Annotated in this window: 24 protein-coding genes; 12 read left to right on the top strand and 12 right to left on the bottom strand. The window is 40.6% G+C overall.

Features of this window, described 5'->3' with window-relative positions:
- The first annotated feature begins 19 nt into the window (after window positions 1-19).
- From AC27JP_RS02480 to AC27JP_RS02425, 12 genes are all read left to right on the top strand, one after another.
- Entirely contained in the window at window positions 20-556 is a 537-nt protein-coding gene (locus AC27JP_RS02480) for a TlpA family protein disulfide reductase (protein WP_487111856.1), read from the top strand.
- A 2-nt stretch (window positions 557-558) separates the two neighbouring features.
- A complete protein-coding gene (locus AC27JP_RS02475) occupies window positions 559-855 on the top strand; it encodes a DUF4266 domain-containing protein (protein WP_487111855.1) in 297 nt (98 codons plus the stop codon).
- The gene (locus AC27JP_RS02470) at window positions 842-1,987 is read left to right on the top strand and encodes a DUF3570 domain-containing protein (protein ID WP_487111854.1); all 1,146 of its coding nucleotides are present in this window, start codon (window positions 842-844) and stop codon (window positions 1,985-1,987) included. Before AC27JP_RS02475 ends, AC27JP_RS02470 begins: the two co-directional genes overlap by 14 nt.
- 47 nt (window positions 1,988-2,034) lie before the next feature.
- Window positions 2,035-2,604 carry an AraC family transcriptional regulator gene (locus tag AC27JP_RS02465; protein ID WP_487111853.1) on the top strand — a complete coding sequence of 190 codons (570 nt, stop codon included), beginning with the start codon at window positions 2,035-2,037 and terminating at the stop codon, window positions 2,602-2,604.
- A gap of 26 nt (window positions 2,605-2,630) precedes the next feature.
- A complete protein-coding gene (locus tag AC27JP_RS02460) occupies window positions 2,631-4,883 on the top strand; it encodes a tetratricopeptide repeat protein (RefSeq protein WP_487111852.1) in 2,253 nt (750 codons plus the stop codon).
- Complete coding sequence (locus AC27JP_RS02455; RefSeq protein ID WP_487111851.1) at window positions 4,883-8,086, top strand: tetratricopeptide repeat protein; 3,204 nt, start codon at window positions 4,883-4,885, stop codon at window positions 8,084-8,086. The genes AC27JP_RS02460 and AC27JP_RS02455 overlap by 1 nt, the downstream gene beginning before the upstream one ends.
- Before the next feature lie 64 nt (window positions 8,087-8,150).
- Window positions 8,151-8,870: a tetratricopeptide repeat protein gene (locus tag AC27JP_RS02450; protein ID WP_487111850.1), complete on the top strand. Its 720-nt coding sequence runs from the start codon at window positions 8,151-8,153 to the stop codon at window positions 8,868-8,870.
- 10 nt (window positions 8,871-8,880) lie between these two features.
- Window positions 8,881-9,210 carry a hypothetical protein gene (locus tag AC27JP_RS02445; protein WP_487111849.1) on the top strand — a complete coding sequence of 110 codons (330 nt, stop codon included), beginning with the start codon at window positions 8,881-8,883 and terminating at the stop codon, window positions 9,208-9,210.
- A gap of 87 nt (window positions 9,211-9,297) precedes the next feature.
- Window positions 9,298-9,999 carry a MotA/TolQ/ExbB proton channel family protein gene (locus AC27JP_RS02440; RefSeq protein ID WP_487111848.1) on the top strand — a complete coding sequence of 234 codons (702 nt, stop codon included), beginning with the start codon at window positions 9,298-9,300 and terminating at the stop codon, window positions 9,997-9,999.
- 4 nt (window positions 10,000-10,003) lie between these two features.
- A complete protein-coding gene (locus tag AC27JP_RS02435) occupies window positions 10,004-10,564 on the top strand; it encodes a biopolymer transporter ExbD (protein ID WP_487111847.1) in 561 nt (186 codons plus the stop codon).
- On the top strand, window positions 10,564-11,124 hold the full coding sequence (locus tag AC27JP_RS02430; protein WP_487111846.1) for an ExbD/TolR family protein: 561 nt from the start codon (window positions 10,564-10,566) through the stop codon (window positions 11,122-11,124). The genes AC27JP_RS02435 and AC27JP_RS02430 overlap by 1 nt, the downstream gene beginning before the upstream one ends.
- A gap of 3 nt (window positions 11,125-11,127) precedes the next feature.
- Entirely contained in the window at window positions 11,128-12,117 is a 990-nt protein-coding gene (locus AC27JP_RS02425; protein ID WP_487111845.1) for an AgmX/PglI C-terminal domain-containing protein, read from the top strand.
- Between the two features lie 108 nt (window positions 12,118-12,225).
- Here the strand turns inward: AC27JP_RS02425 and lipA are convergent, their stop codons facing one another.
- From lipA to AC27JP_RS02365, 12 genes are all read right to left on the bottom strand, one after another.
- Window positions 12,226-13,194: a lipoyl synthase gene (lipA, locus tag AC27JP_RS02420; RefSeq protein WP_487111844.1), complete on the bottom strand. Its 969-nt coding sequence runs from the start codon at window positions 13,192-13,194 to the stop codon at window positions 12,226-12,228.
- The gene (gene lipB, locus AC27JP_RS02415; protein WP_487111843.1) at window positions 13,184-13,843 is read right to left on the bottom strand and encodes a lipoyl(octanoyl) transferase LipB; all 660 of its coding nucleotides are present in this window, start codon (window positions 13,841-13,843) and stop codon (window positions 13,184-13,186) included. The genes lipA and lipB overlap by 11 nt, the downstream gene beginning before the upstream one ends.
- A 75-nt stretch (window positions 13,844-13,918) precedes the next feature.
- Entirely contained in the window at window positions 13,919-14,182 is a 264-nt protein-coding gene (gene ybeD, locus AC27JP_RS02410; RefSeq protein WP_487111842.1) for a DUF493 family protein YbeD, read from the bottom strand.
- 329 nt (window positions 14,183-14,511) lie between these two features.
- Entirely contained in the window at window positions 14,512-15,699 is a 1,188-nt protein-coding gene (locus tag AC27JP_RS02405; protein WP_487111841.1) for a serine hydrolase, read from the bottom strand.
- A gap of 209 nt (window positions 15,700-15,908) precedes the next feature.
- The gene (locus AC27JP_RS02400; RefSeq protein WP_487111840.1) at window positions 15,909-16,871 is read right to left on the bottom strand and encodes a septal ring lytic transglycosylase RlpA family protein; all 963 of its coding nucleotides are present in this window, start codon (window positions 16,869-16,871) and stop codon (window positions 15,909-15,911) included.
- A 28-nt stretch (window positions 16,872-16,899) separates the two neighbouring features.
- Window positions 16,900-18,015, bottom strand: coding sequence for a rod shape-determining protein RodA (gene rodA / locus AC27JP_RS02395; protein ID WP_487111839.1), 1,116 nt, complete (start codon window positions 18,013-18,015; stop codon window positions 16,900-16,902).
- Window positions 18,015-20,018 (bottom strand): penicillin-binding protein 2, encoded by a 2,004-nt coding sequence (gene mrdA / locus AC27JP_RS02390; protein ID WP_487111838.1) that lies wholly within the window; start codon window positions 20,016-20,018, stop codon window positions 18,015-18,017. Before mrdA ends, rodA begins: the two co-directional genes overlap by 1 nt.
- A 3-nt stretch (window positions 20,019-20,021) precedes the next feature.
- Window positions 20,022-20,492 (bottom strand): 23S rRNA (pseudouridine(1915)-N(3))-methyltransferase RlmH, encoded by a 471-nt coding sequence (gene rlmH, locus AC27JP_RS02385; RefSeq protein WP_487111837.1) that lies wholly within the window; start codon window positions 20,490-20,492, stop codon window positions 20,022-20,024.
- Window positions 20,493-20,503: 11 nt separating this feature from the next.
- A complete protein-coding gene (gene rsfS, locus AC27JP_RS02380) occupies window positions 20,504-20,821 on the bottom strand; it encodes a ribosome silencing factor (RefSeq protein ID WP_487111836.1) in 318 nt (105 codons plus the stop codon).
- Between the two features lie 120 nt (window positions 20,822-20,941).
- The gene (gene nadD, locus AC27JP_RS02375; protein ID WP_487111835.1) at window positions 20,942-21,601 is read right to left on the bottom strand and encodes a nicotinate-nucleotide adenylyltransferase; all 660 of its coding nucleotides are present in this window, start codon (window positions 21,599-21,601) and stop codon (window positions 20,942-20,944) included.
- Window positions 21,588-22,631 carry a DNA polymerase III subunit delta gene (holA, locus tag AC27JP_RS02370; RefSeq protein ID WP_487111834.1) on the bottom strand — a complete coding sequence of 348 codons (1,044 nt, stop codon included), beginning with the start codon at window positions 22,629-22,631 and terminating at the stop codon, window positions 21,588-21,590. The genes nadD and holA overlap by 14 nt, the downstream gene beginning before the upstream one ends.
- 33 nt (window positions 22,632-22,664) lie before the next feature.
- Window positions 22,665-23,171 (bottom strand): LPS-assembly lipoprotein LptE, encoded by a 507-nt coding sequence (locus AC27JP_RS02365; protein ID WP_487111833.1) that lies wholly within the window; start codon window positions 23,169-23,171, stop codon window positions 22,665-22,667.
- Window positions 23,172-23,190: the final 19 nt, after the last annotated feature.

Here is a 23,190-nt window from a genome sequence, read left to right as displayed (position 1 = left end):
AAATAAATAGGGCGATAGCATGACATTACAAGCCAAACCAGCAACACATAAGCATATTAATAGCAGAAGTTTATTTATTGCGGCGCTATTTTCAATGGCTACTTTATTTAGTGGTGCAAGCCAAGCACTAAATTTAGGTGACAATGCGCCTGATTTTACTTTAAAAAGCATGTCAGGTAAGAATCTGAACCTTACCGAGCAACGTGGCAATATTATCGTGATTAACTTTTGGGCGTCATGGTGTGGTCCTTGTCGCACGGAAATGCCAATACTGCAAGAGTTTCATGATCAATACCAAGATCTGGGGGTGGCCGTGTGGGGGGTGAATGTTGAGCAAGAAAACCAAGCTGGCCTTGATTACATTCAAGAGCTAGGTGTTGATTTCCCAATTTTCTTCGATGCCAGCAATGAAATATCGGCAGCTTATAATGTTGAGGCAATGCCAACCACAGTGATTATTGACCGCCACGGTAAGGTGCGTTCAGTATTTCGTGGCTACCAAAAAGGCTATGAAAAGAAATATGCCAAAGTTATTAAACAGTTGATCAGAGAATAATCATGCTAAGCACTAATTACTCATTGAGCCATCAGCACTTGCTAAGACAATCGATAAAGAAAGCTTCGCGAGCATTGAGTTATATCGGGGTTTTCTGCTGTTTTATGCTCTTGACCGGTTGCGCGCAAATGGGCGTTAAGCCTTGGGTAAAGCCTTATGAGCGTCAAAATTTAGCGGATCCTATTATGTCATCAAACCGTCATGGTATTGCCAATCGACATATTGCCCATGTTTATGAAGCAAGAGAATCTGGTCGTGGCGCTGAAGGCTCTGGCGGAGGTGGTTGTGGTTGTAATTAATAAAAATCTGAGCCGCTTTTTAATTGCGCTTGTTGCTTTACTTGCCTTGAATACCCATGCGGCAGTGCTTGAAAAAGATAAAGCGGATGTTTTATATCACAGCTATCAAGGTGGTGGTATGTCCATCGATGGCCCAGCCGTGTTAGTGCGCAAAAAAGCCAGTGAATCCATTGCCGTGTCAGCCTATTATTATGTTGATACTATTTCGTCCGCCTCGGTTGATGTTATGAGTACGGCCAGTCCTTATTCCGAAGAACGGAAAGAATTTCAACTCGGTGCTGAATATTTACATGACAAAACCTTGATGGCAGTTACTATCGGGCAAAGCGATGAAAGTGATTACTTAGCTAAATCGGTTGCGTTTAATATTTCTCATGACACCTTTGGCGACTTAACCACAGTCAGTTTTGGCTTAGTGGTTGGCGATAATGAAATTAAGCGCAACGGCGATGACAACTTTCTAGAGAATAGTGAGCAATACCGTATTCGTGCCGGTATCAACCAAATATTAACCCGAAACTTAACCGCAGGTATCAATGTTGAAGCCGTGGCGGATGAAGGTTATTTAAATAATCCGTACCGTACTGTGCGATTTGTTGATGCCAGCAACGCTGCAGGTGTCAGTTATCAGTCTGAGGTTTACCCCAATACTCGCAATTCATTTGCGGTAAAGCTTTCGTCGAGTTATTACTTGCCTTATCGCGCGGCATTATTTGCCCATTATCGCTATTTTACTGACAGTTGGGATATTAACTCGCAAGACTTCGAATTGCTGTATCGACAACCTTTCGGCGACAGTTTTGAAGTGGAGTTTAAAGCCCGTTATTACCAGCAAACTGCGGCAAACTTTTACAGTGATTTGTTCCCGCATCGTGATGCACAAAACTATTTAGCCCGTGATAAAGAGCTGAGTGATTTTGATGATTTAACCTTAGGAATGGGAGTCACTTATAAAATTCCCAATAGCTTTTCACCTAATGATTGGCAGTCTGATCTGACTTTGCAGTGGGATCACATACGTTTTAATTACAATGATTTTCGCAACCCTAATGCCGAAGGCGGTGTTGGCGCTGAACCATTTTATGCGTTTTCAGCCAACGTGATACGTGCCTTTATTAGTGTTTATTTTTAGTTCTAATGAGTAAACAAAAGCTCTTCAGCATTATTTTAGGAAGCCAAATGAAAAAAATAGTTACCGCAATTTATAGCCTAGTGCTTATTTCCTTCTCAACAGTGCTGTTTGTTGCTCAAAGCAATGCTCAAGACACTAGCATTACTAAAGGTGTTGTTATGCAAAAAAATAACGGGATTACCAGTGAACTAGAAGATATTAAACAGCAAGTACTAGAGCTTAATCGTGAGCTGTTTATTTTAGAAGAAGATTTACTGTTTCCGGCGAGTACACAAATAGCGGTTTTTGTTTCTGTTGATATTGGTAAATTTTTTACCTTAGACAGTGTTGAACTCAAAATTGATGATGAAGATGTTGCCGGTTTTTTATATACCGAACGACAACGAAAAGCACTGGAAGAAGGTGGTATTCAAGGCTTGTATCAGGGCAATTTGAAAAAAGGTCCGCACCAGCTAACGGCGATTTTTATCGGTTATGACAATGAAAAAAGACCCGTTAAGCGCGCAGCTAATTATCAATTTGTCAAAGAAGATGATGCCATCATGCTGGAACTTAGAATTGAAGACCAAACGCAAGATTACCGTGCAAAAGTGGTTGTTGAGGAATGGTTACTGTAAGCCGTGTTGCTAACAGACTTAAGTATATGACAATGATTTTTGGAAATAAAAAAATACTGGCGACGGGTATTTCAGCGGCTGTTAAAAATAACACAAAAGGCATGAATGCGCTGTTATCAATCGCACTGTTAGCTTGCTGTAATTTTGCCCATGCGCTTACCAGTGTTGAAAGCGAAATCACACCATCCGCAGTGGCTAAAATTGCAGTTATCGCCGAAATCCAAAATCAGCACAGCACTAGCCATGAATATTCATTTCAAATAGCCCAGCCAGAAAAATTAGCGAAAAAACTTTATCGCAAAGCTTTATTTCATTATTTTCAAGGGCAACCTGAATTAGCTCTGCGTCAACTAACTTATAATAAAGCCCGCTTAGCGGTTGTTGACGATAATGCCTTATTGTTTGAGGCAGGGTTGCAGGTGTCGTTAGGCTTATATCGTCAAGCTGAAATAAACTTAACGGTGATCACCGAAAAACTGTCAAATAACGCTGCACAAATATCCACATCTAACGATGAAGGAATGTCGATTAATGCTGGAGAGCGTTTTGATTATTTTGCTTCTCAAGATCTGTTAGCCGTTGCACTTTTACAGCTCGCAGAACAGCAAATTAACCAGCAACAGCAAGTTAAAGCTCAGCTAACATTAGCTAAGCTTAATCATTTACCTGACGGATATTACCAGCAATACCATATTTTAAGCCAGCTAGCCTATTGGCCACAGCCAGCGCAGTTGGCGCTTGAAATACCAATGGCAAGCGAAGTCGTGAAACACAAGCAAGCTGATGCTTATATTTTGCTTAATATGGCCTTGTTAGCTATTGAACAACAAGATATTGAAAGTGCTGAGCAGACATTACTGACGTTAAAACGAATGAGTTGGCAAGCTCCGCAAAGAAGTTTTTGGCAGCAATTGTTCGCCAGTGATGATTCGACCAAGTTACAAAGCACAGCTGGATATGAGCAACAATCATTACAAGATTATGCCAGTCTACTTTTAGCACAACTTTATGTTGAGCAAGAGCAGTTTTCGCTCGCGTATAAAGAGTTGGCGAACTTTCCACAAGATAGTCCTTTTACTGAGCAAGCGTTATTCTTGTTTGCTTATGCCAGTTTAAAGACTCAACATTATCCTGAATCAGAAGCCATCTTTAGCTTATTGTCTACACGTTACCCGAGCAGTTACCTCGGTTGGCAAGCGGATGTGTTATTAGCACGTCAGTATTTAGTGCAACGGGAGCTTGATACCGCGCTTAGACAATATTTGCAATTGGAAACTAAGTATCAAGAGCAACTGCTGAGCTTGACGCAATTTGAGCAACAAATCATTGCTAGCCCGATAGCCATCACCGGAAGTAGCTTAAGTGACGATAACGCACTTGATTCTGTTTGGTGGCAAAAAGCGCTGGCAAGCGTTAAGTTGACAGGTCAGTTTGGCAAGGCCAATGAACTAGCCAAGCTGAATAACCAAATAGCCAAGCAACAACAGCAAGTACAATGGTCAAATTATGCCATTGAGCTCAACGAAGCTCGGCAGAAAAAAATTATTGCTCAGCAACAAGCAAAAAATTATCAAGCAAGTATTGCGCAGTTGCAAAATCGTCGAAATCAACTCGACAATAAACTGGCCGAAGTAGCCCAGCATACTGATGCCAAAGTGTTTGCTGTAGGCCAGCAAAAACAGTTATTACAGCGCATTACTACCAGTAAAAGCGTAATTGACGCAATGACAACAAGCCCATCTTATCAAAACAAAGTCCGTAAATATCAACAACGATTAACACGTGTTGAAGGTGTGTTGGCTTGGCAATTACAGCAAGAATTTCCTCAACGTTTGTGGCAGCATCAAACACAATTGCAGCAATTAGATAAATCACTGACCCAGCTACAGCAACAAATGCAACAAGTGACAGCGATACAGCAGTTAGCCAACAAGAGCAATGAAGCTCCCGCTAACACCTTAGCTGGCGAAAGTATTGTTGATGATAAAAGCCTAGTCAGTAAAACTGGCATAGATTTACCGACATTGAAGTACAGACAACAAAAAATTGCCCATCAGCATGCCCAATTAACGCAAGCGGCAACAGCACTGGGTAATTTAACCGATAGAAATATTCAAGCAGAGCTGTTGGCATTTGTCGCAGAACAACGCCAAAGTCTCAACTATTATTTGCATCATAGCCGCCGCGCGATGGCAAAAATACTGGAAGAATTGAAAAAGGTCGATATTGCCGGCAATAACGGTTTATCTGATAGTGACAACATAGGAGCTGATGAATAATGCCTATTGTTACCACTATGTCAGAAAATGTGCTTAAGTCAGCAATGAACAAAAACAAAGTGAAATTTGCTAAAGTAAGCAGCATATATTGCCTGGCGCTTGCTTTAGCCGGCTGTCAGTTATTACCTGATCAGGAAAGCACTAGTGAGCCAGACGTTAATCAAGAGATCATAAAACGTGCAAGCTTAGCTGATTTAGCAAAATCAATTCAACAAGCAAACGAAGCTAATAAGCTAGCACAAAGTGCAATTCAGCAAAGATTACCTAAGCAAGTTCGCAGTGCGAAGCTTGCCGAAATTTATCAAGCCATGCTTTCACTTGAGCCAGATGCTAATGTGCGCGCGCAAATTAATTACCGTTTGGTAGAGTTAGATACAGAATATTTTCAAGAATTTGGTTTGACGGAGCTTGACGCTAACAGCTCTAAAGAGCTTTTAACTAAATTGATCAGCGACTATCAAAGTTTACTTGAGCGCTATCCGAATCGTCCGGAAAATGAAAACCTCTATTATCAACTGGCCAAAGCTTATGATTTGCAAGGTGACTTAACAAAAAGCTTATCGACCACTCAGCAGCTTATTACCTTATACCCACAAACTCAGCATCTGGCTGAACTGGCGTTTCGACAAGCGGAAATTTATTACAGTCAACAAGATTACCGCAAGGCGTTGCTGGCATATCAGCAAGTATTAGCGGCAGCGCATAATAAAAAGTACCGTTTAAATAGCCTTTATATGTCAGGTTGGTCGCTATTTAAAGCTAATGAGCTGGCTTTAGCCGATCAAAAGTTTATTGCGGTTTTATCTGAGCTGATTCGAGAGCAGTTAGTCATCACTGCCTCACAACAGCGTTTTGTTAACAAATTCCAAAAGCTTGATGGTGATGAAATAGAAAAAGTTAACGGTAATGATTTTGATCAGTTGAGTGCGTCGAAACAAAGCTTGGTCAGTGACACCTTACGAATTTTAACCATCTCTTTGAGTCAGCAACAACAAGTACAAAGTTTGATTGCACTATTTGATAGTTATCAACCACTGACGGAAGAAAATCAGCATGTTGTGGCACTTGAACATGTTTTATTTCAAGAGCTTGCTTCATTTTTAATTGAAAAGAAACTTGAACATGATGCCGAGCTAACCTACCAAGCCTATATTGAGCGTAAACCAAACAGTATTTGGTCAACACGCTTTAGCCTGGCATTAATTGCTATGGCAAAAAAACGTGGTGATCACCCAAAAGTGAGACGTTTACAACAAAGTTATGTTGAACACTATGGTCTTAAAGGTGACTTTTGGCAGCAGGCCAGCGCAGAGCAACAGCAAGAGGTTATTCCTTCGTTATTGACCTTTAGCCAGCAGCACAGCCGCCGCTTATATGCCAAGGCTCAAGACACTAGTTCAGCAGAGGAAAAAATTATTGCCTTTGCTGAAGCAGCCAATTGGCAAGGTGATTACCTCAATATTATTCAATTTACCGGCAATGCCTATCCACAACTGTTAGTAGTAGAAAGCCTAGATATAATTGCTGAACAGTCATTATTTGCCGATGCCAGCTTTCAGGCTCAAGATTATCAGCAAGCCTTAAAAAGTTATCAAAACTTGGCGTACGGCATAGCTAATGATAATCAACAAGCGCCGATGAGTGATGAACAAAGAACGAAACATGCCGAAATAAAACATCTCGCTGCCTATGCGAGTACGCTGACAATACGAAAATTACTCAGTACAGTTGAACCGTCGGCGCAGGCCACTTTATTGCAGCAAAGGGCAAAGTTGGATCGGGCTTTTATTGAAAATTACCCCGCAGATGATCGGGCAAAGGTATTGGCAAGTCAGGCTGCGCAATATTCTTTTGCCGATGCCGATGCCGATTTTGATAGCGTTTATTTTTACAGTGATTTTATCTTAACTAGTTACGGTATTTCTGCAGCTAGAGGCGAAAATCTTAGTTCGACAATAGCGGCGTTGGATGCTTCAGCATTTAAGCAAGCTCAAATAGCGAGTCAGCTAAAAGCGGATAGTTTTTATCAGCAACAGCAATATTCATCAGCAGAGAAAAGCTACTTGCTAGCCTTACTTTTTATTAATAAAAAACAAGATAAAAACAAAGTTAAAGAATTTAATGAGTTAATCGCCAGTAGCATTTATCAGCAAGGACAAGCCGTTCAAGAGAGTCAGCCGCAATTAGCGGTAGAGCATTGGTTGCGCTTAGGTAAAGTTACGCCACAAGCAAGTTATCGGGTTAATGCTGAGTTTGATGCCGCAAATTTATTGTTGAAAAATCAACATTGGCCTAAAGCTATTTCGGTATTGTTGGCATTTCAACAACGCTTTCCTGAGCATGAATATGCCAGCAGCATCCCGGCGAAGTTGGCCGACAGTTATCAGCATTTAGCACAATATGATCGCGCCGCTGAGCAGTTAATTATCATGCAAAAAAGTGCGGATTCAACCGAGTTAAAGCGCGAATTACAATACAGTATTGCGGAGAATTACCTGAAAGCGGATGATCTGCAAAAAGCTATTGTTCATTTTCGCAGTTATGCCCACAGTTACCCTGAGCCTTTTAGCATTGCTCAAGAAGTGCGCTTTAAAATGTCGGAATTTTATCGCCAAACCCAAGAGCCTAATAAACGCTATTTTTGGTACCGTAAACTATTAGCGGCCCATAAAGCCAGTGTCGTTAATCAGCCAAATGCTGATATTGAATTAAGGGTACAGCAGCGCTCAACCTATTTGGCATCAGTATCTGCTTATGAACTAGGACAGGCGCATCAGCAAAGTTTTAATAACACTAAATTAACCTTGCCACTGAATAAAAGTTTAAAGCGTAAGCAAAAATCATTAAAACAAGCGGTGAGTTATTACCAACAGGTATTTAGTTTTGCTTTGGCTGATTTTGTTCCTAAGGCTAATTATCAATTAGCCAATATGTACCAAATGTTGGCGGCTGATGTGATGGCGTCACAATTACCGAAAGACCTCGACGAGTTGGCTGCAGAAGAGTACAACATTTTGTTGGAAGAGCTCGCATATCCCTTTGAAGAAAAAGCCATTGAGCTCTATAGCAGTAACGCAGAGCGAGCGTGGCAGGGACTCTACGACGATTGGATAAAGAAAAGCTTTGCGGCACTAGCGATATTAGAGCCAGCCAAATTTGATAAATCAGAAAAGCAACCAGAGGTTATTTATGCGTTATTTTAATCGCTGTTTGGCAAGTCATAAGTTTTATTTAGCGATACTTTTCCTGATGCTATCAGGTTGCACAATGTTAGACAATAACAGCGTCAGTGAATCGGATGAAACTGCTAATAGCGCTGAGCAGCAAGCTGAATTGAAAAAAATAGCAAAAGCCTTAGTGGACGAAACTGAAGTAGAGGCTTTTTCAGATACAAAGGCCGATGGTTCAACGGCAGATGAAACTAGGCTAGACAGTGAATTTCCAGCAACAGCGCAGAGTATTGAATATGCACGCCAGCAGCAGCAAGTGCAAGAAACTACCGCCGCAGATGTTAAAGGGTTGTATCAACAGGGACTTGCGGCTATGACTGAAAAAAATTGGCAGCACGCTGAGCAGTTGTTTACGCAGGTAATTGCGCTGAATCCCGAGCTTGCCGGTAGTTATTTAAATCAAGCGATAATTGCGCAGAACACCCAGCAGCAAGTGCTAGCACAGGCAAAAATTAACCAAGCACTTAAAGTCAGTCCACTTAATCCTTATGCTCATAACCTTAATGGGGTATTAGCGCGTGAGCGGGGTGACTTTTCTTCAGCAGAGCAAAGCTACTTGCAGGCCCTTAAAAGTTTGCCTAATTACGCCGATGCTCACTTAAATCTAGCCATATTATCTGAGCTCTACCAAGGCAAGTTAGCCTTGGCACAGCAGCATTATCAAGCGTATTTGTTAATTCATCAGGACGATAAGCAAGTGCAACGTTGGTTGGCAGGCCTGACATTAAAATTAGCTCAAAATAGCTCAGGAGAATAAGGTGATTATTATGACTAGATTTAACGTGTTGTTAGGTACCTTATCACTCGCTTTAGTTTGTTTTGCGGCGCAAGCGCAACAAGCACCGAAAGTAGAAGGTAAAAAAGTAACCAGTAAAAATACCCCCGCAACTTATGTGATTGAAACGCAGGTGCAAGGCTCGCAAGAGCAGCCAAAAGTTATTTATATCACACCGTGGCAAGAGTTAAATTCGACCTTGAACATTGAGGAGCATGAATTAAGAATTCGATTACCTGCGTTATCACCAGTTAACCCGAAAGTATTTAGAGACAATGTGAATAGCTACTATCAACAGCAAAAAAGTAGCAATAAAGAATAGTAACAAACGACAAAAATTACCCTATAAGCCCACTTAGTAAGTAGATGCACTATCTGCTTTAGTAGTAATAAAGTAAGGATTTACAACATGTTTGACATCATCATAGGTTTTCTACAAGACGGCGGGGCATTTATTTTCCCAATTGCCTTAGTGTTAGTGGTTGGTTTAGCGATCACTTTAGAGCGTTGGTTGTTTCTAACGAAAACGCTAAAAGCAAATAAAAAGGCCTTACTCGCCATTCAACCAGCGTTGAAATCCGGTCAGTTACATAAAATTAGCGAAGCGGCAGACAATAATGACGCTCCGGTATTACAAGTACTTCAGGCGGGGATCAATCGAGTGTCGCAAACCAGACGTCGTGAAGATGTTGAATATGCCATGGAAGAAACCTTAATGGAGCATATGCTAGGCCTAGAAAAACGTACGCCGTTTCTAGCAACTTTAGCCAACATTGCCACCTTGTTAGGTTTATTAGGTACCATTATGGGCTTGATTGCGGCGTTCTCTGCGGTTGCTAGTGCTGACCCTGCGGAAAAAGCTAACCTGTTATCTGCCAGTATCTCGGTAGCGATGAACACCACAGCCTTTGGCTTGATCACAGCGATTCCGTTGATTTTGTTTCATACCGGTTTACAAAGTAAAACTATGTCGATTATTGATTCATTGGAAATGTCAGGGCGCAAGTTATTGAATGCGTTGGCAAGTCAAGCAACCAATCAAATGATGGAAGAGTCATCAACCGCGAGTAAATCAGCTGAGCAACAGCCAGTAGCGAATAGTCGAGGGTAAGGCAATGAGACGCCTTCGTCGCCCACCTCAACAAGAGGCCGAGCTTGATATCACTTCATTTATGAACTTGATGATAGTACTTGTGCCGGTACTGTTGCTGAGTTTAGTGTTCTCGCAAGTCAGAATACTTAACCTGCAACTACCAATTAGCGCTGAAAGCAATGCGGCAAATCCAGATGAGAAGCCCAAACGCTTAGAATTAGTGATTGATAGCCAAGGTATGCTGCTCAATTATCCGAGCGGAATTTTGCTGAAGAGCTTTAGCGCAACTGCGGTTGCAGATAACAGTACAACTGTTGCGACAAGTGCATACGATTTTCCTGCGTTATCTTTATATTTGCAAGATCTGAAATTGACCTTTCAGCAACAGAACATTGAGAAAAAAGACATTGTTATCTTACTTAGTCAAGAAATTGATTATCAGACCATAGTATCGGCAATGGACACAGTACGTTCTTTTAAAGCTGTTGTTGCAGCCAGTGTTGTTGATGCAGAACTTTTTCCTGAAATATCTTTAGGTGATGCGCCGAGTGCTCTGCCAGAAGTTACGGAGGCGACGCCCTAATGAAACAATCATTACGAGCAAAACGTTTAGCTCGCCACCATAAACGTCTCGGTGCGGCAAGCAAGCTAAACCTAGTTTCCTTGATGGATATTTTTACCATTCTGGTGTTCTTCTTAATTGTGAATCAGTCGGAAGTACGGGTATTACAAAATTCAGAAAAGCTTAATTTACCGGTTTCTGTAGCTGATCAACTGCCGAGTGAAAATATTGTTGTTGCCGTTTTTGATAATCGTGTCATGGTGCAAGAACGTGCCGTTTGGCAAAAAAGTGCTGATAGCAAAGAAATAGCATTAACAGCAGCTGATATTGACGCTTTGATGGCAGCGTTAAAAACCGAATTGAATTATCAAGCGGCAAAGCGACCGGAATTGACCGAGTTAGAGCAAGAAAATGGTCGCGCCGTGACGATTTTGGGTGACGCCAATATTGAGTATCAAATACTCAAGCAAATAATGACCGTATGTGCCGAAGCGAACTTTCGCAATATGTCGTTGGCGGTTGAACAAGTGGCAGCGAATAAAGCCGCGAGCGCAAATGTCAGCAGTACAGGGGAGGGCTAAATAGTGACTCATGCAAATTTAACTATGTCGCCATTAACCCAGGGAATTGGTGGAAACGCTCAAGCAATATCTTTAGATTTTTTGACTAATAGTAGCCAAGATAAAAAATTCTATAATATTTTATTGGCGTTAATTGCGCTTTATTTTGTTGTCGCTGTTGTCGTGCCTTTTATTGAACGTATTGAAGTACCTCGAGAAATCAAGGAACAAGTACCGGCACAGTTAACACGTATTGTTATCGAGAAAAAACAGTTGCCGCCACCTGAGCCGATAACGCCAAAACCACCAGAAGAAAAGGTGGTAGAGCCGCCAGAGCCGAAAAAAGTTCCAAAGCCAAAACCTAAAAAAGTTGCCGTAGAAAAGCCGGTAAATAAGCGTCAAGCTGCAAAGCAAAAAGCGCAATCTTCGGGCTTAGCGGCGATGAAAGATGAATTACTGGCGATGCGGGAGGTGCTAGAAATAAAACCGAATGCGAGTAAGCAATTACAAAAAAATGATGTTAACCAAACACAGGTTAAACGTAAATTACTTGCTGCTAAGGTTAATCAGCAAAGTAGTGCTTTAGCCAATGCCAAAGTTAGCCAAACGGTAGCGAGTGATGAGCTAAGCACACATAACACGCAAACCATTCGGTTGTCAGATGAAGAAGTATTGGCAAGCGGCGAAGGCGAAGAGCAATATGCTGATAGCCAAAGCCTAGATAATGTTCGTTCGGAAATGAAGCTAAGACAAACCTTAGAAGCGAGCAAAGCTCGACTTTATGCCTTATATAACCGAGCGCTACGCAAAGATCCGTTATTAAAAGGGAAAGTGGTCTTTAATATTGAAATTCAGCCAAGTGGCGCTATCAGCCAAGTTGTTATAGAGTCGAGTGAATTGGAAAACGCCAAGTTGGAAAGACAGTTATTGGTGATCCTACGTTCGATAGACTTTGGCGCGGAAGATGTACCACTGATGACAACAGTATGGGCGATAGAGTTTTTACCGCGCTAGCTTTAATTAAATAGATTTAAATAAAGAGCATTAGCAACAAAAAAGCTAGAAGGTAATCTTCTAGCTTTTTTATTTAAGACAAGTGGAGCTTTGCCTATTAAATAAATACTACTTCACTTCTTCACCAGCCGCTTGTTTATCGGCATGGTAGCTTGAGCGCACTAACGGACCACATGCGGCGTGATCAAAGCCCATTTTATCGGCTTCACGTTTAAACATGTCAAAATCGTCAGGATGAACGTAACGCTCAACCGGCAAGTGATGCTTACTTGGTTGTAAGTATTGACCAATGGTTAACATGGTTACGCCATGAGCACGTAAATCACGCATTACTTGTAGAATTTCTTCGTTAGTTTCACCTAAACCTACCATTAAGCCTGATTTAGTTGGTACGCTTGGGTTAGCTTCACCAAACTTTTTCAATAAATCTAAAGACCATTGATAGTTGGCGCCAGGACGAGCCTTAGTATATAAGCGCGGTGCAGTTTCCAGGTTATGGTTAAATACCCCTGGAGGATTTTTATTTAAAATTTCTAGCGCACGATCCATACGACCACGGAAATCAGGTACTAAAATTTCAACTTTAGTATGTGGTGAATGTTCAGCAATCTCGGTAATACAGTCAGCAAATTGTTGTGCACCACCGTCACGTAAGTCATCACGATCAACTGAGGTGATCACAACATATTTTAACTTCATGTCTTTCAGAGTTAACGCTAACTTGCGGGGTTCATCTTTATCTGCTTGCAATGGACGACCATGGCCAACATCACAAAACGGGCAACGGCGAGTACAAATATCACCTAAGATCATAAAGGTCGCTGTGCCGTGATTAAAGCACTCAGATAAGTTAGGGCATGATGCTTCTTCACACACTGAATGCAAATCATGCTTACGTAATGCCGCTTTGATGCCATCAATACGTTCGGAGCTTTTTGGTAACTTAATACGCAACCAGTCAGGCTTTCTCAGCATTGTTTTTCGCTCAGAGGTGACAACCTTAATAGGGATGTGCGCCATTTTATCGGCGTCACGTAATTTAGTGCCTGGAGTAATGCGTGATGATTTAGTGGTCATGTACTGTTTCCAATCCCGTTTGATAAGATAAATTTTCGGTCTGCAATAATTCACTTAAGTGTTTAACCAGTGAATCACCTGCTTGCTCTACAGAAGTTGGGCCTTGTAGATCAATTGTTTGTATCATTTCTAAGCCTTGATAACCGCAAGGGTTAATGCGTTGAAATGGTGATAAATCCATGTTGACGTTCAGTGCTAGGCCGTGAAAAGAACAGCCTTTGCGGACACGTAATCCTAATGAGGCAATTTTTTTATCGTTCACATAGACACCTGGCGCATCAGGCTTTGCCTTCGCCTCTATGCCAAAGTCTGCCATTGACGCGACGATACCATTTTCAATCAAGGTAACAAGTTCTCTCACGCCCATTTTTCGACGACGCAAATTAATCATAAAATAAATAACTTGCTGGCCAGGACCGTGATATGTCACTTGTCCGCCTCTATCCACTTTAACTACCGGAATATCGCCTGGCATTAGTAGATGTTCGTCTTTACCGGCCTGTCCTTGAGTAAATACTGGCGGGTGCTCTACGAGCCAAAGTTCGTCAGCGGTATTTTCATCTCGATTATCGGTGAAATTTTGCATGGCATGCCAAACATCGACATAATCGATGCTATTCAGTTGCCGAATAATCAATGTGTTTTTCAAAATATATCTCTATAAATTTTGTTGAGTGTATTATATCCAAATAATAATTGGATTACACCGGACAAGAAGTAGGGATTAAAGAACGTAGCGTACTTGCTCAATGGCATTAAGCGTTTTGTATATTTTTTCAATATGCTCTTTACTTGTTACGGTTACCGCTATGGAAATAGAATGATAATTGCCTTTTGAACTGGGCTTTATTTTCGGTACATAATCGCCCGGAGTGTGCTTTTGCAACTCGCCAATAACAAGATCCGGTAGTTCGTCACAAGCAACGCCCATGACTTTAAAATTTAGTACCGTTGGGAATTCTAATAATTCATCAAACTTAGTTTTCATTTATTTTCTCTTACGCTGTTCAACACCAGTACGTTACCGGTTGTTTAATGGATTTAACTGTTAAAGTTAATAATCGTAACGACTGCATGTTTAAATTGGCGATATTTTAACACTATTTCTGCTAAATGTGATCAGTCGTCGTTAATTTGCTTGTGGCTATGCGCTATTAAATGAGGGGAGTTTATCTAAAATCAATGTTTGATCATGGTTTTATTCGTGTTTATTTACCATTAAATAAATTTGAGTGATGGCGAGTTATTCGTGATAAAAACAAAAAACTCAGCCATGGCTGAGTTTTCAATTATCGCTTAATGATCTTTACGTAGTACTTAGTTGGCAAACTGTAATTTTACATAATCCATTAACTTATTGAACATGCTACCTTCTTGTACTTCTTGTAACGTAACAAGTGGGTACTGAGCAATGTCTTCACCATCGAGTTGTAAGAACAATTTACCAACAACCGCACCTTTTTGAAGTGGCGCTGTTAGTTGCTGGTCTAGTTCAAAGTTAGCTTGCAAGTTCTTACGTTGGCCACGAGGAATAGTGATAGGGGTATCTACCATAATACCTAAGTCAACTTCTTTGCTATCGCCCATCCAAATACGGTTACTAACAAATTTTTCACCCGCTTTGTATGGAGTATAGGTTTCAAAAAAACGGAAACCATAATTGAGTAACTTTTTGCTTTCTACTTTACGTGCACGTTCGCTATCAGTGCCCATAACCACGCTGACTAAGCGCATATCACCTTTAGTTGCTGACGTCACCAAACTGTAGCCAGCTTGTGAAGTATGGCCAGTTTTTAAGCCATCAACATTCATACTTTTATCCCACAACAAGCTGTTACGATTATATTGTTTGATGTTGTTGTAGCTGAAGGATTTTTGGCTGTAGAGTTTGTATTCATTTGGCACGTCGCGAATAAGTGCTACCGCTAGTGTTGCCATATCGCGTGCTGTGGTTTTATGTTCTTTACTGTCAAGACCATGACTATTTTCAAAATAGCTACTGTGCATGCCTAATTGCTCGGCATGAGCATTCATTAATTGCGCGAACGCGTCTTCGCTACCGGCAATGTGCTCGGCCATAGCAACACATGCGTCATTACCTGAGGCAACAATAATACCTTGGTTTAGCAAACTAACGGGTACTTCTGTGCCCACTTCAATAAACATTTTTGATGAATCGGGGAAATTTTTCGCCCAAGCTTTTTCACTAATTTTTACTGCATCATCATTACTAATGTTACCACTATCAAGCTCTTTACCTATGATGTAGCTGGTCATCATTTTGGTTAAACTTGCTGGCGCAAGTAAGATATCGGCATTACTTTCAGCGATCACTTTACCAGTGGTGTAATCAATTAAAATATGACCTTTAGCATTTACTTCCGGTGCTGAAGGGATGATAGTTTGTGCATGAGCAAGAGAGCAAACACTTAATAAAACAGAACCGAAAAATGTCAGTAATTTAGTTGGTTTTCTTGTCGCTCTACTAGCTTGAATCTGGGGCATAATTGTCCTGTAACGCTATTATTTAATGGAAATTATAAAAATTTTACGCAGTATAACATTTTTCATTTTGAATTCTATTGGCCTAAGCCATCAAATTGTTACAGTTGATGAGCTTTAGTCATGATTGAAAATATTCATGACTAAAATGCTACTGCGTTAGTGACAAAATTTAACTGACCAGCCTAACTTGTTCCCATTACATTAAGTGATTAATTCAACTTACGGATAAATGCATTAGGATAGCCATTATCTTTAATCGATAACAACAAGTTTGTTATTTCATCACGCTGTTTTATCGGACCGATCAAAACACGAAAAATTCCATTTATTTGTTCTAACTGGGTATTTTCTTGGTGCCGCTTAGCTAATGCGTTTGCGAGCTTGTCAGCTTGAGTGTGACTTTTGCTAGCAAATACCTGGATATAATGAGGATGAGAATTGCCATTGTTTGCTGTTAAGCTAGCCGAAGGAAGAGCGGCAGGTTTGTTAACGTCAGCTGTTGTCTTTGTATCGGTTGCGATATTTTCGTTTACTGAAGCTAACGCAGGGGTTAACGGCAATGATGGCTTAGTGGCTGTTTTAATTTTTGTTACCGAGGAATTTATGCTGTTGCCATTAAGCTTTGCTAAGCCATTGGCTGAAAAGTCAGTAATGGCAGTAATCGTGACATTGGCGGTACCAGTTTTTAGCATATCTAGCTTATATGCGGCGCTGTAAGATAAGTCGATGATACGGCTTTGATGAAAAGGGCCTCGGTCATTTACTCGCACAATAACGCTCAGGTTATTATCATTATTAACCACTTTAAGGTAAGTCGGTAATGGCAAGTTTTTGTGAGCCGCGCTCATGGCGTACATATCGTAAATTTCACCGTTAGAGGTTAAATGGCCATGAAATTTTCGACCGTACCAAGAAGCAATACCAGATTCAGTGAAATTTTTTGCTGATTTTAAAACTTGATAATGTTTACCACGCACTTGGTAGTTTTTGTTACCGCCACGGCTATGCGCTTCAGCGCGTGGTGTTGCATCATGAAGCTCACTGCTATTGGGTAATCTACTAGGTTTGCTATCATGCTTTTGCTGATACCGGCCTGTGCCTGTGCTACAGGCCGATATCAGACAAACAATGGTGATTATGACTAAGCTGCTTTTTATTTTTATAATTGTCATATCAACTGTTTACACTCGTTTAGGGGAATTATGCATGAAATCGTCTGTGTGTACTTATAGCCATTAGCATGCCAAAACCTGCCATTAATGTCACCATAGAGGTGCCACCGTAACTCACTAATGGTAAAGGTACACCGACCACAGGTAATAAGCCAGAAACCATACCAATGTTGACAAAAACATAAACAAAAAAGGTTAAGGTTAGGCTCCCCGCTAACAACTTAGTGAAGGCATGTTGAGCATTCACTGCAATCCACAAACCTCGCATAACAATCGCTAGGTAGACGGTTAACAAAAGCCCGACACCAACTAAGCCAAACTCTTCACTAAATACCGCAAAGATAAAGTCAGTATGACGTTCAGGTAAAAACTCTAATTGTGACTGAGTGCCTTGCAACCAACCTTTACCTTGAATACCACCGGAACCGATAGCTATTTTAGATTGAATAATATGGTAACCCGAGCCAAGAGGATCTTGCTCAGGATTTAGGAATGTCAGCACCCGTTGTTTTTGATAAGGCTTCATCAAGAACATCCACAATATTGGTGCAAATGCGGACGCCATTGCCGCACAGGTACCGATTAACTTCCAACTTGCGCCGGCGAGAAAGATCACGAAAATACCTGAGCTGGCGATAAGCAACGAGGTACCTAAATCCGGTTGTTTAGCTATGAGTAATGTTGGCATGAGTACTAAAATGAAGGCGATTAGTATTTTAGAAATTCTTGTTGGTAGATCGTATTGACTGACATACCAAGCGATCATGATAGGAACAACAAGTTTCATTATTTCTGATGGCTGGAATTTAGTGAAACCTAGATCTAACCAGCGCTGTGCGCCTTTACCAACGTGACCGAAAAGTAAAACTGCGGTTAATAGCATCAGTCCTAAAACAAAAACGGGCACTGCCCATTTTCGATAAGATAATGGTGGAATCTGCGCGACAATAAACATTACAAACAGGGCAACACCAACACGTTTAGCATGACGTATTATCATGGCGCTTTCTTGCCCACCGGCACTATAAACGACAAAAAGTCCCAGTGTCATTAATACTAAAATACCGGTTAATAAAGGTAAATCAATGTGCAGTCGTTGCCACAACGTCCGTTGCTTTTGCTGATCTTGTCCGGTACTGCGCACTAGTGAGTTCCCATATTTTGGTTCGAGTTTTGCTTTGGTTTTGAGTTGATATCTTGATGATAGACATTGCTGTGTAAGGCATGTTTACTGCTGTCTTTACTGATAATTTTTCTATCACCAAAATATTGATCCATGATTTGGCGTGCTACGGGAGCCGCGTTTGCGCCACCACCACCTTTGGCAACGTTCTCAATTGCAACGGCAACCACTATTTCTGGATTCTCATAGGGAGCAAAAGCGATAAACATCGCGTTGTCACGTTTATTTTCTTGTACTTTAGTTGCATCGTATTTTTCATCTTGTGCAATATTAGCGGTTTGTGCTGAACCGGTTTTACCGGCAGCATCATATTTACTGCCTTTAAAGGCGGTATAACCAGTAGCACCGACTTTTTGTACCGTGTTGTGTAAGCCGTCCAACACTATGTCCCAACTATTTTGATTCGAAAGAATAATTGGTGGTTTTTCATCAACTTGATATTCGGTAATTAGCTGCTCTTGTTTGCTTGGCTGGTCTGAATTAACTATAACTTCCTTAGTTGCCTTTAATAAGTGAGGCACCTTGATCTCGCCCTTATTAACTAAAATAGATATCGCCTGTGATAGCTGCAAGGGGGTCACTGTCCAATAGCTTTGACCAATTCCGACCGATAGCGTTTCACCGGTATACCAGTTCTGATTGTAGCGCGCTCTTTTCCATTCAACACTGGGCATAATAGCGCGACTTTCTTCATGAATATCGATGCCGGTATGCTCACCGAAACCGAATTTTTCCATCATTTTGCTTATGCGGGTAATGCCGAGTTTATAAGCTAAATCGTAATAATAGACATTACAAGATTGTTCTAATGATTTCGTTAAATTGACTTTGCCATGACCCCATTTTTTCCAGTCACGTCTTTTAGTTTCTATACCAGGTAATTGATAAAAGCCTGGATCATAAATTTCCGTTTCTGGTGTAATAATGCCGGCTTCTAAACCGGTAAGAGCCAGTAACGGTTTTATGGTTGAAGCGGGTGGATAACCTTGTACGGCGCGGTTAAGCAAAGGTTTATTACTTTTAGGATCTAAGAGTTTTTTATATTTTTTACTGCTGATACCGTGAACAAAAAGGTTACCATCAAAGCTTGGATTTGAGTACATAGCGAGTACACCACCATCTCTTGGGTCAATGGCAACAACGGCGCCACGCTTGCCTGAAAGGGCGCGTTTGGCAATCATTTGTAGTTCGATATCTAAGGTTAAGGTTAGGTCTTTACCGGGAATAGGCGGAGTAAAATCTAAAGTACGAATAACCCGTCCTTGGTTGTTAATTTCAACTTCTTGATGGCCAATGGTGCCATGCAAAATATCTTGGTAATACCGCTCTAATCCTAACTTGCCAATATTACGTGTTGCCGCGTAGTTTTCTGCGAGACCTTTTTCTTCAAGTTTAATGGAATCTCGGCGATTAATACGCGCCACATAACCTAAGGAGTGCGTTGTTAAGTCAGCAAAGGGATAGTAACGCTTCAATCGCGCATCAATAAAAAAGCCGGGAAACTTGTGTTGGTTGACAGAAAATAATGACACCTGCTGATCGCTTAAACGTGAATAAAGTTCTATTGGTTTAAAGCGTCGTTTACTTTTTAAAGCTTTTAATAGTTTGTTTTGTTTTTCTTGGCTGATGTCTAGCAGTTGGCTAACTTCTAATAAACTTTTTTTAATATCTTTAACTTGCTCAGGAATGACTTCTAAGCTGTATACCGGTTTGTTATCGGCTAGCAAGACACCATTGCGATCGTAAATTAGCCCTCTATTTGGCGCAACAGGCAACAGTTTGATGCGGTTAGAATTTGAACGCGTTTGATATTTTTGGTAAGAATTGACTTCTAAGTCATAAATATTACTGAACAGTATTAACGATAATATCAAGACACCAATAAAGGTAATAAAAGTTCGACGTGCGAAGAGATTGGCTTCAGCACTATGGTTTCTGATGGCAACACGTTTTTTAGCTGCCATAACTTACTCGCGATGATAAGGATGATTGTTATTAATTGACCAGGCTCGATATAGACTTTCGGCAACAACAATACGAACCATAGGGTGTGGTAATGTTAACGGAGACAATGACCACTTTTGCTCTGAAGCTGCAATACAAGCTGGCGCTAAGCCTTCTGGGCCGCCAACTAATAATGCCACATCTCGGCTATCAACATGCCAACGCTCAAGTTGCTTTGCAACATCAGGTGTTGTCCAAGGTTTTCCTTCGACTTCCAATGTCACGATGCGATTACCTTTCGGAATAGCCGCAAGCATTTGCTCACCTTCTTTTTCCAAAATACGAGCAATATCGGCATTCTTGCCACGTTTACCTGGGGTAATTTCCACTAAGTGAAAACTCATATCTCGTGGAAAGCGACGACAATATTCACTAAAACCTTGGCTAACCCAAGCTGGCATTTTATTGCCTACTGCATATAAGGTAATGCGCATTGTTGTTTAGATTATTCCCACAGCTGTTCTAGTTGGTAACGGTCACGAATTTCATCGGTCATAACATGAACAATAACATCACCTAAATCGACTAAAGACCATTCACCAACGTCAGTGCCTTCAACACCTAAGGCTTCAATACCAGCAGCACGACACTCGATGGTTAGCGATTGGGCAATGGAAATAACATGACGTTTTGAGTTACCAGAACAAACTAGCATGTAGTCGGCGAAACTTGATTTCTTCGACACGTCTAAAGTGACAATGTCGCGGCCTTTCATGTCTTCGATTTTTTCGGTAACAAAAGTAATTAGATCTGAGCTTTGCAAGTGTTGTATCTCTATTAAAAACAATAATCGGCGATAATAACATTAATTTGGTTGTCAGTTAACCGTGTTATGTTAACAGTGGCGAGTTTTTTAGCTAAGCAAGACTTTTAATGGTAGGAATTAACGGTAAAGTTGCTGTTGCTCTATATACTCAGAGACTTCTTGGTTGACGAATTGACCATAATCTTGGCGATTTTTTATTTTATTTCGAATTTGAGTTGAAGAAATATCAACCGCAGAGCAGTCATGAAGAATTATTTTCCCGAATGCATGTGTTTCTAACTCAGCGATGTCATGAACTATGTGTGAGTGCAGTGCAGGGCTAATACTAGCTTCCAGTTCTTGATGTGAATAACCTGGTCGAATGTTCACCACTAAATGACATAAGGTAAGAATTTGCTGCCAGCGCTGCCAGTGCGTAAAAGATAATAATGAGTCCATACCCATCATGAAATGCAAACGGGCAGTAGGGTGCTCAGCTTTAAGTTCAAGTAAAGTATCAACGGTATATGAGTGTGTGTTGCGTTCAAGCTCGCGAGTATCAAGATTAAATAACGGATGATGATTACAAACTAATGCTGCCATGGCGCTTCGTTGTATAGCAGTAGCATGAGTGTTATTTTTATGTGGTGGAATATGTGCAGGGAGCAATGAAACTTGTTTTGCCCCTAACCAAAGTGCAGTTTCTTCGGCGGGTAGCGTATGACCATAGTGAATGGGATCAAAAGTGCCACCTAATATCAGGACAATTTCATTTTTATTACGTTTAATTATACTCATAATCTAAACTAAATTTTTTACTAAATTGTCCGTGATATAAGCTAATTAAGACATCACTCAGTAAAATATAAGGGTTAAAATCACTGCTGGTTTTACTGAGTAAATCAACTTGAGCTAATCTAGCAAGAGCTTGTTCGACATTTTCTAAACTCATATGTGTTAAGGCATGTTGGTATAAAGGCTTCTTTTTATCCCAAATTCTATATTGCTTAAAAAGTTCGTTGAGATTACTGCCTTGGCTCAGTTGCGTTAACATAGCATGCAATTGATTAATTTCTTTGTGGACAAACCAAACCAATTGGCCAAAAGCGCTACCGTCGTGTTGCAGCTGATCTAACATGGCAATGCATTTTTTTAAGTCACCTATCAGTAAAGTATCAATTAACTGGAATGGGTTAAACTTGGCCTGCTTAATTACCAGCTTTTCTGCTTCTTCAAAACCAATAGTTTGTTGACCAAATAAAATAGCAAGTTTTTGTAACTCTTGCGATAAAGCTGATAAGTTGCCTTCGAAAAGCTCCGCCATTAATTCGATAACTTCAGGTTGCAATACTAGCTGCAATTGTTTTGCTTGGTTGGCTAGCCATTGCTTGAGTTGCTTACCTTCAATATCGTACAAAGGCAAGAAGCAGCCCGCTGCTTCTAAGCTTTTAAACCATTTACGTTTCTGCGTTGGTGCATCAAGTTTGGGTCCATAAAATATCAGCTGAATATCTTGATGCAGCATAGTGAGCAATTGCGTGACGGCTTTGGCGCCATTATCGCCAATTTTACCATTAACAAATTCGACTTCGATAATCCGTAAAGACGAAAATAAACTCATCGATTGATATTCTTGGAATAACTCATCCCAATTAAACTTATCATCAATGCTAAAGCGAATTATTTCATCAAAACCTTGTTGTTTTGCAGAGTTTTTAATTTTATTAAGCGCATCATTCTTTTGCCAAGGCTCGTCACCAAACACCAACCAAACAGGCTTAAAACCTTGTTTAAGCGTATTGTCGAGTTGATTATGATAGATGCGCATATTAACTGCTTGTGATTAAGTTAGATTGAGAAGTTATAGCTGAATACTGGCCATGTCACGCAGAATTTTAGTTGCGGCTTCTTGGCGCATTTCGCGTAACATTAGTGATAATTCACGACTTTTCGCTAAGGCAATATCTGGGTCGTCTTGATAGTCGCGGTTCAATTCAAAGTTAAAATTTTGAATATCTTTACCTGGAATAAGTATCTGGTAACGTACGGTGTAAATGAGTTCATACTCGGCAACTTGGCCATTGGGAAATACAGATAAGGTGCGGCGATCTAGATTGTCTTGCAAAATCCGCATTTGTGGAATGGGTTTGCTGCTTTGTTTCACTAAATTAACATCATTAATGGTTAAATGTTGCTTAACCAGCCGGGTTAATTCGCCAAATTTATCAACGGAACTAAACTCAATGGTTTGTAACTCAGGAGCTAATAAATAATTACCACGCAGTTGAAAACCACAACCATTTAGCATGATAGACAATAGGCTAAATGCAATAAAGATACTGACTTGGCGAATTATTGATTGAGTCATAAATTGTTCACTTATTCAT

Source organism: Colwellia sp. SU-HH01172, assembly GCF_057553355.1.
Note: the sequence above shows the minus strand (reverse complement) of the source record. Positions and strands in the feature narration are given on the sequence as shown.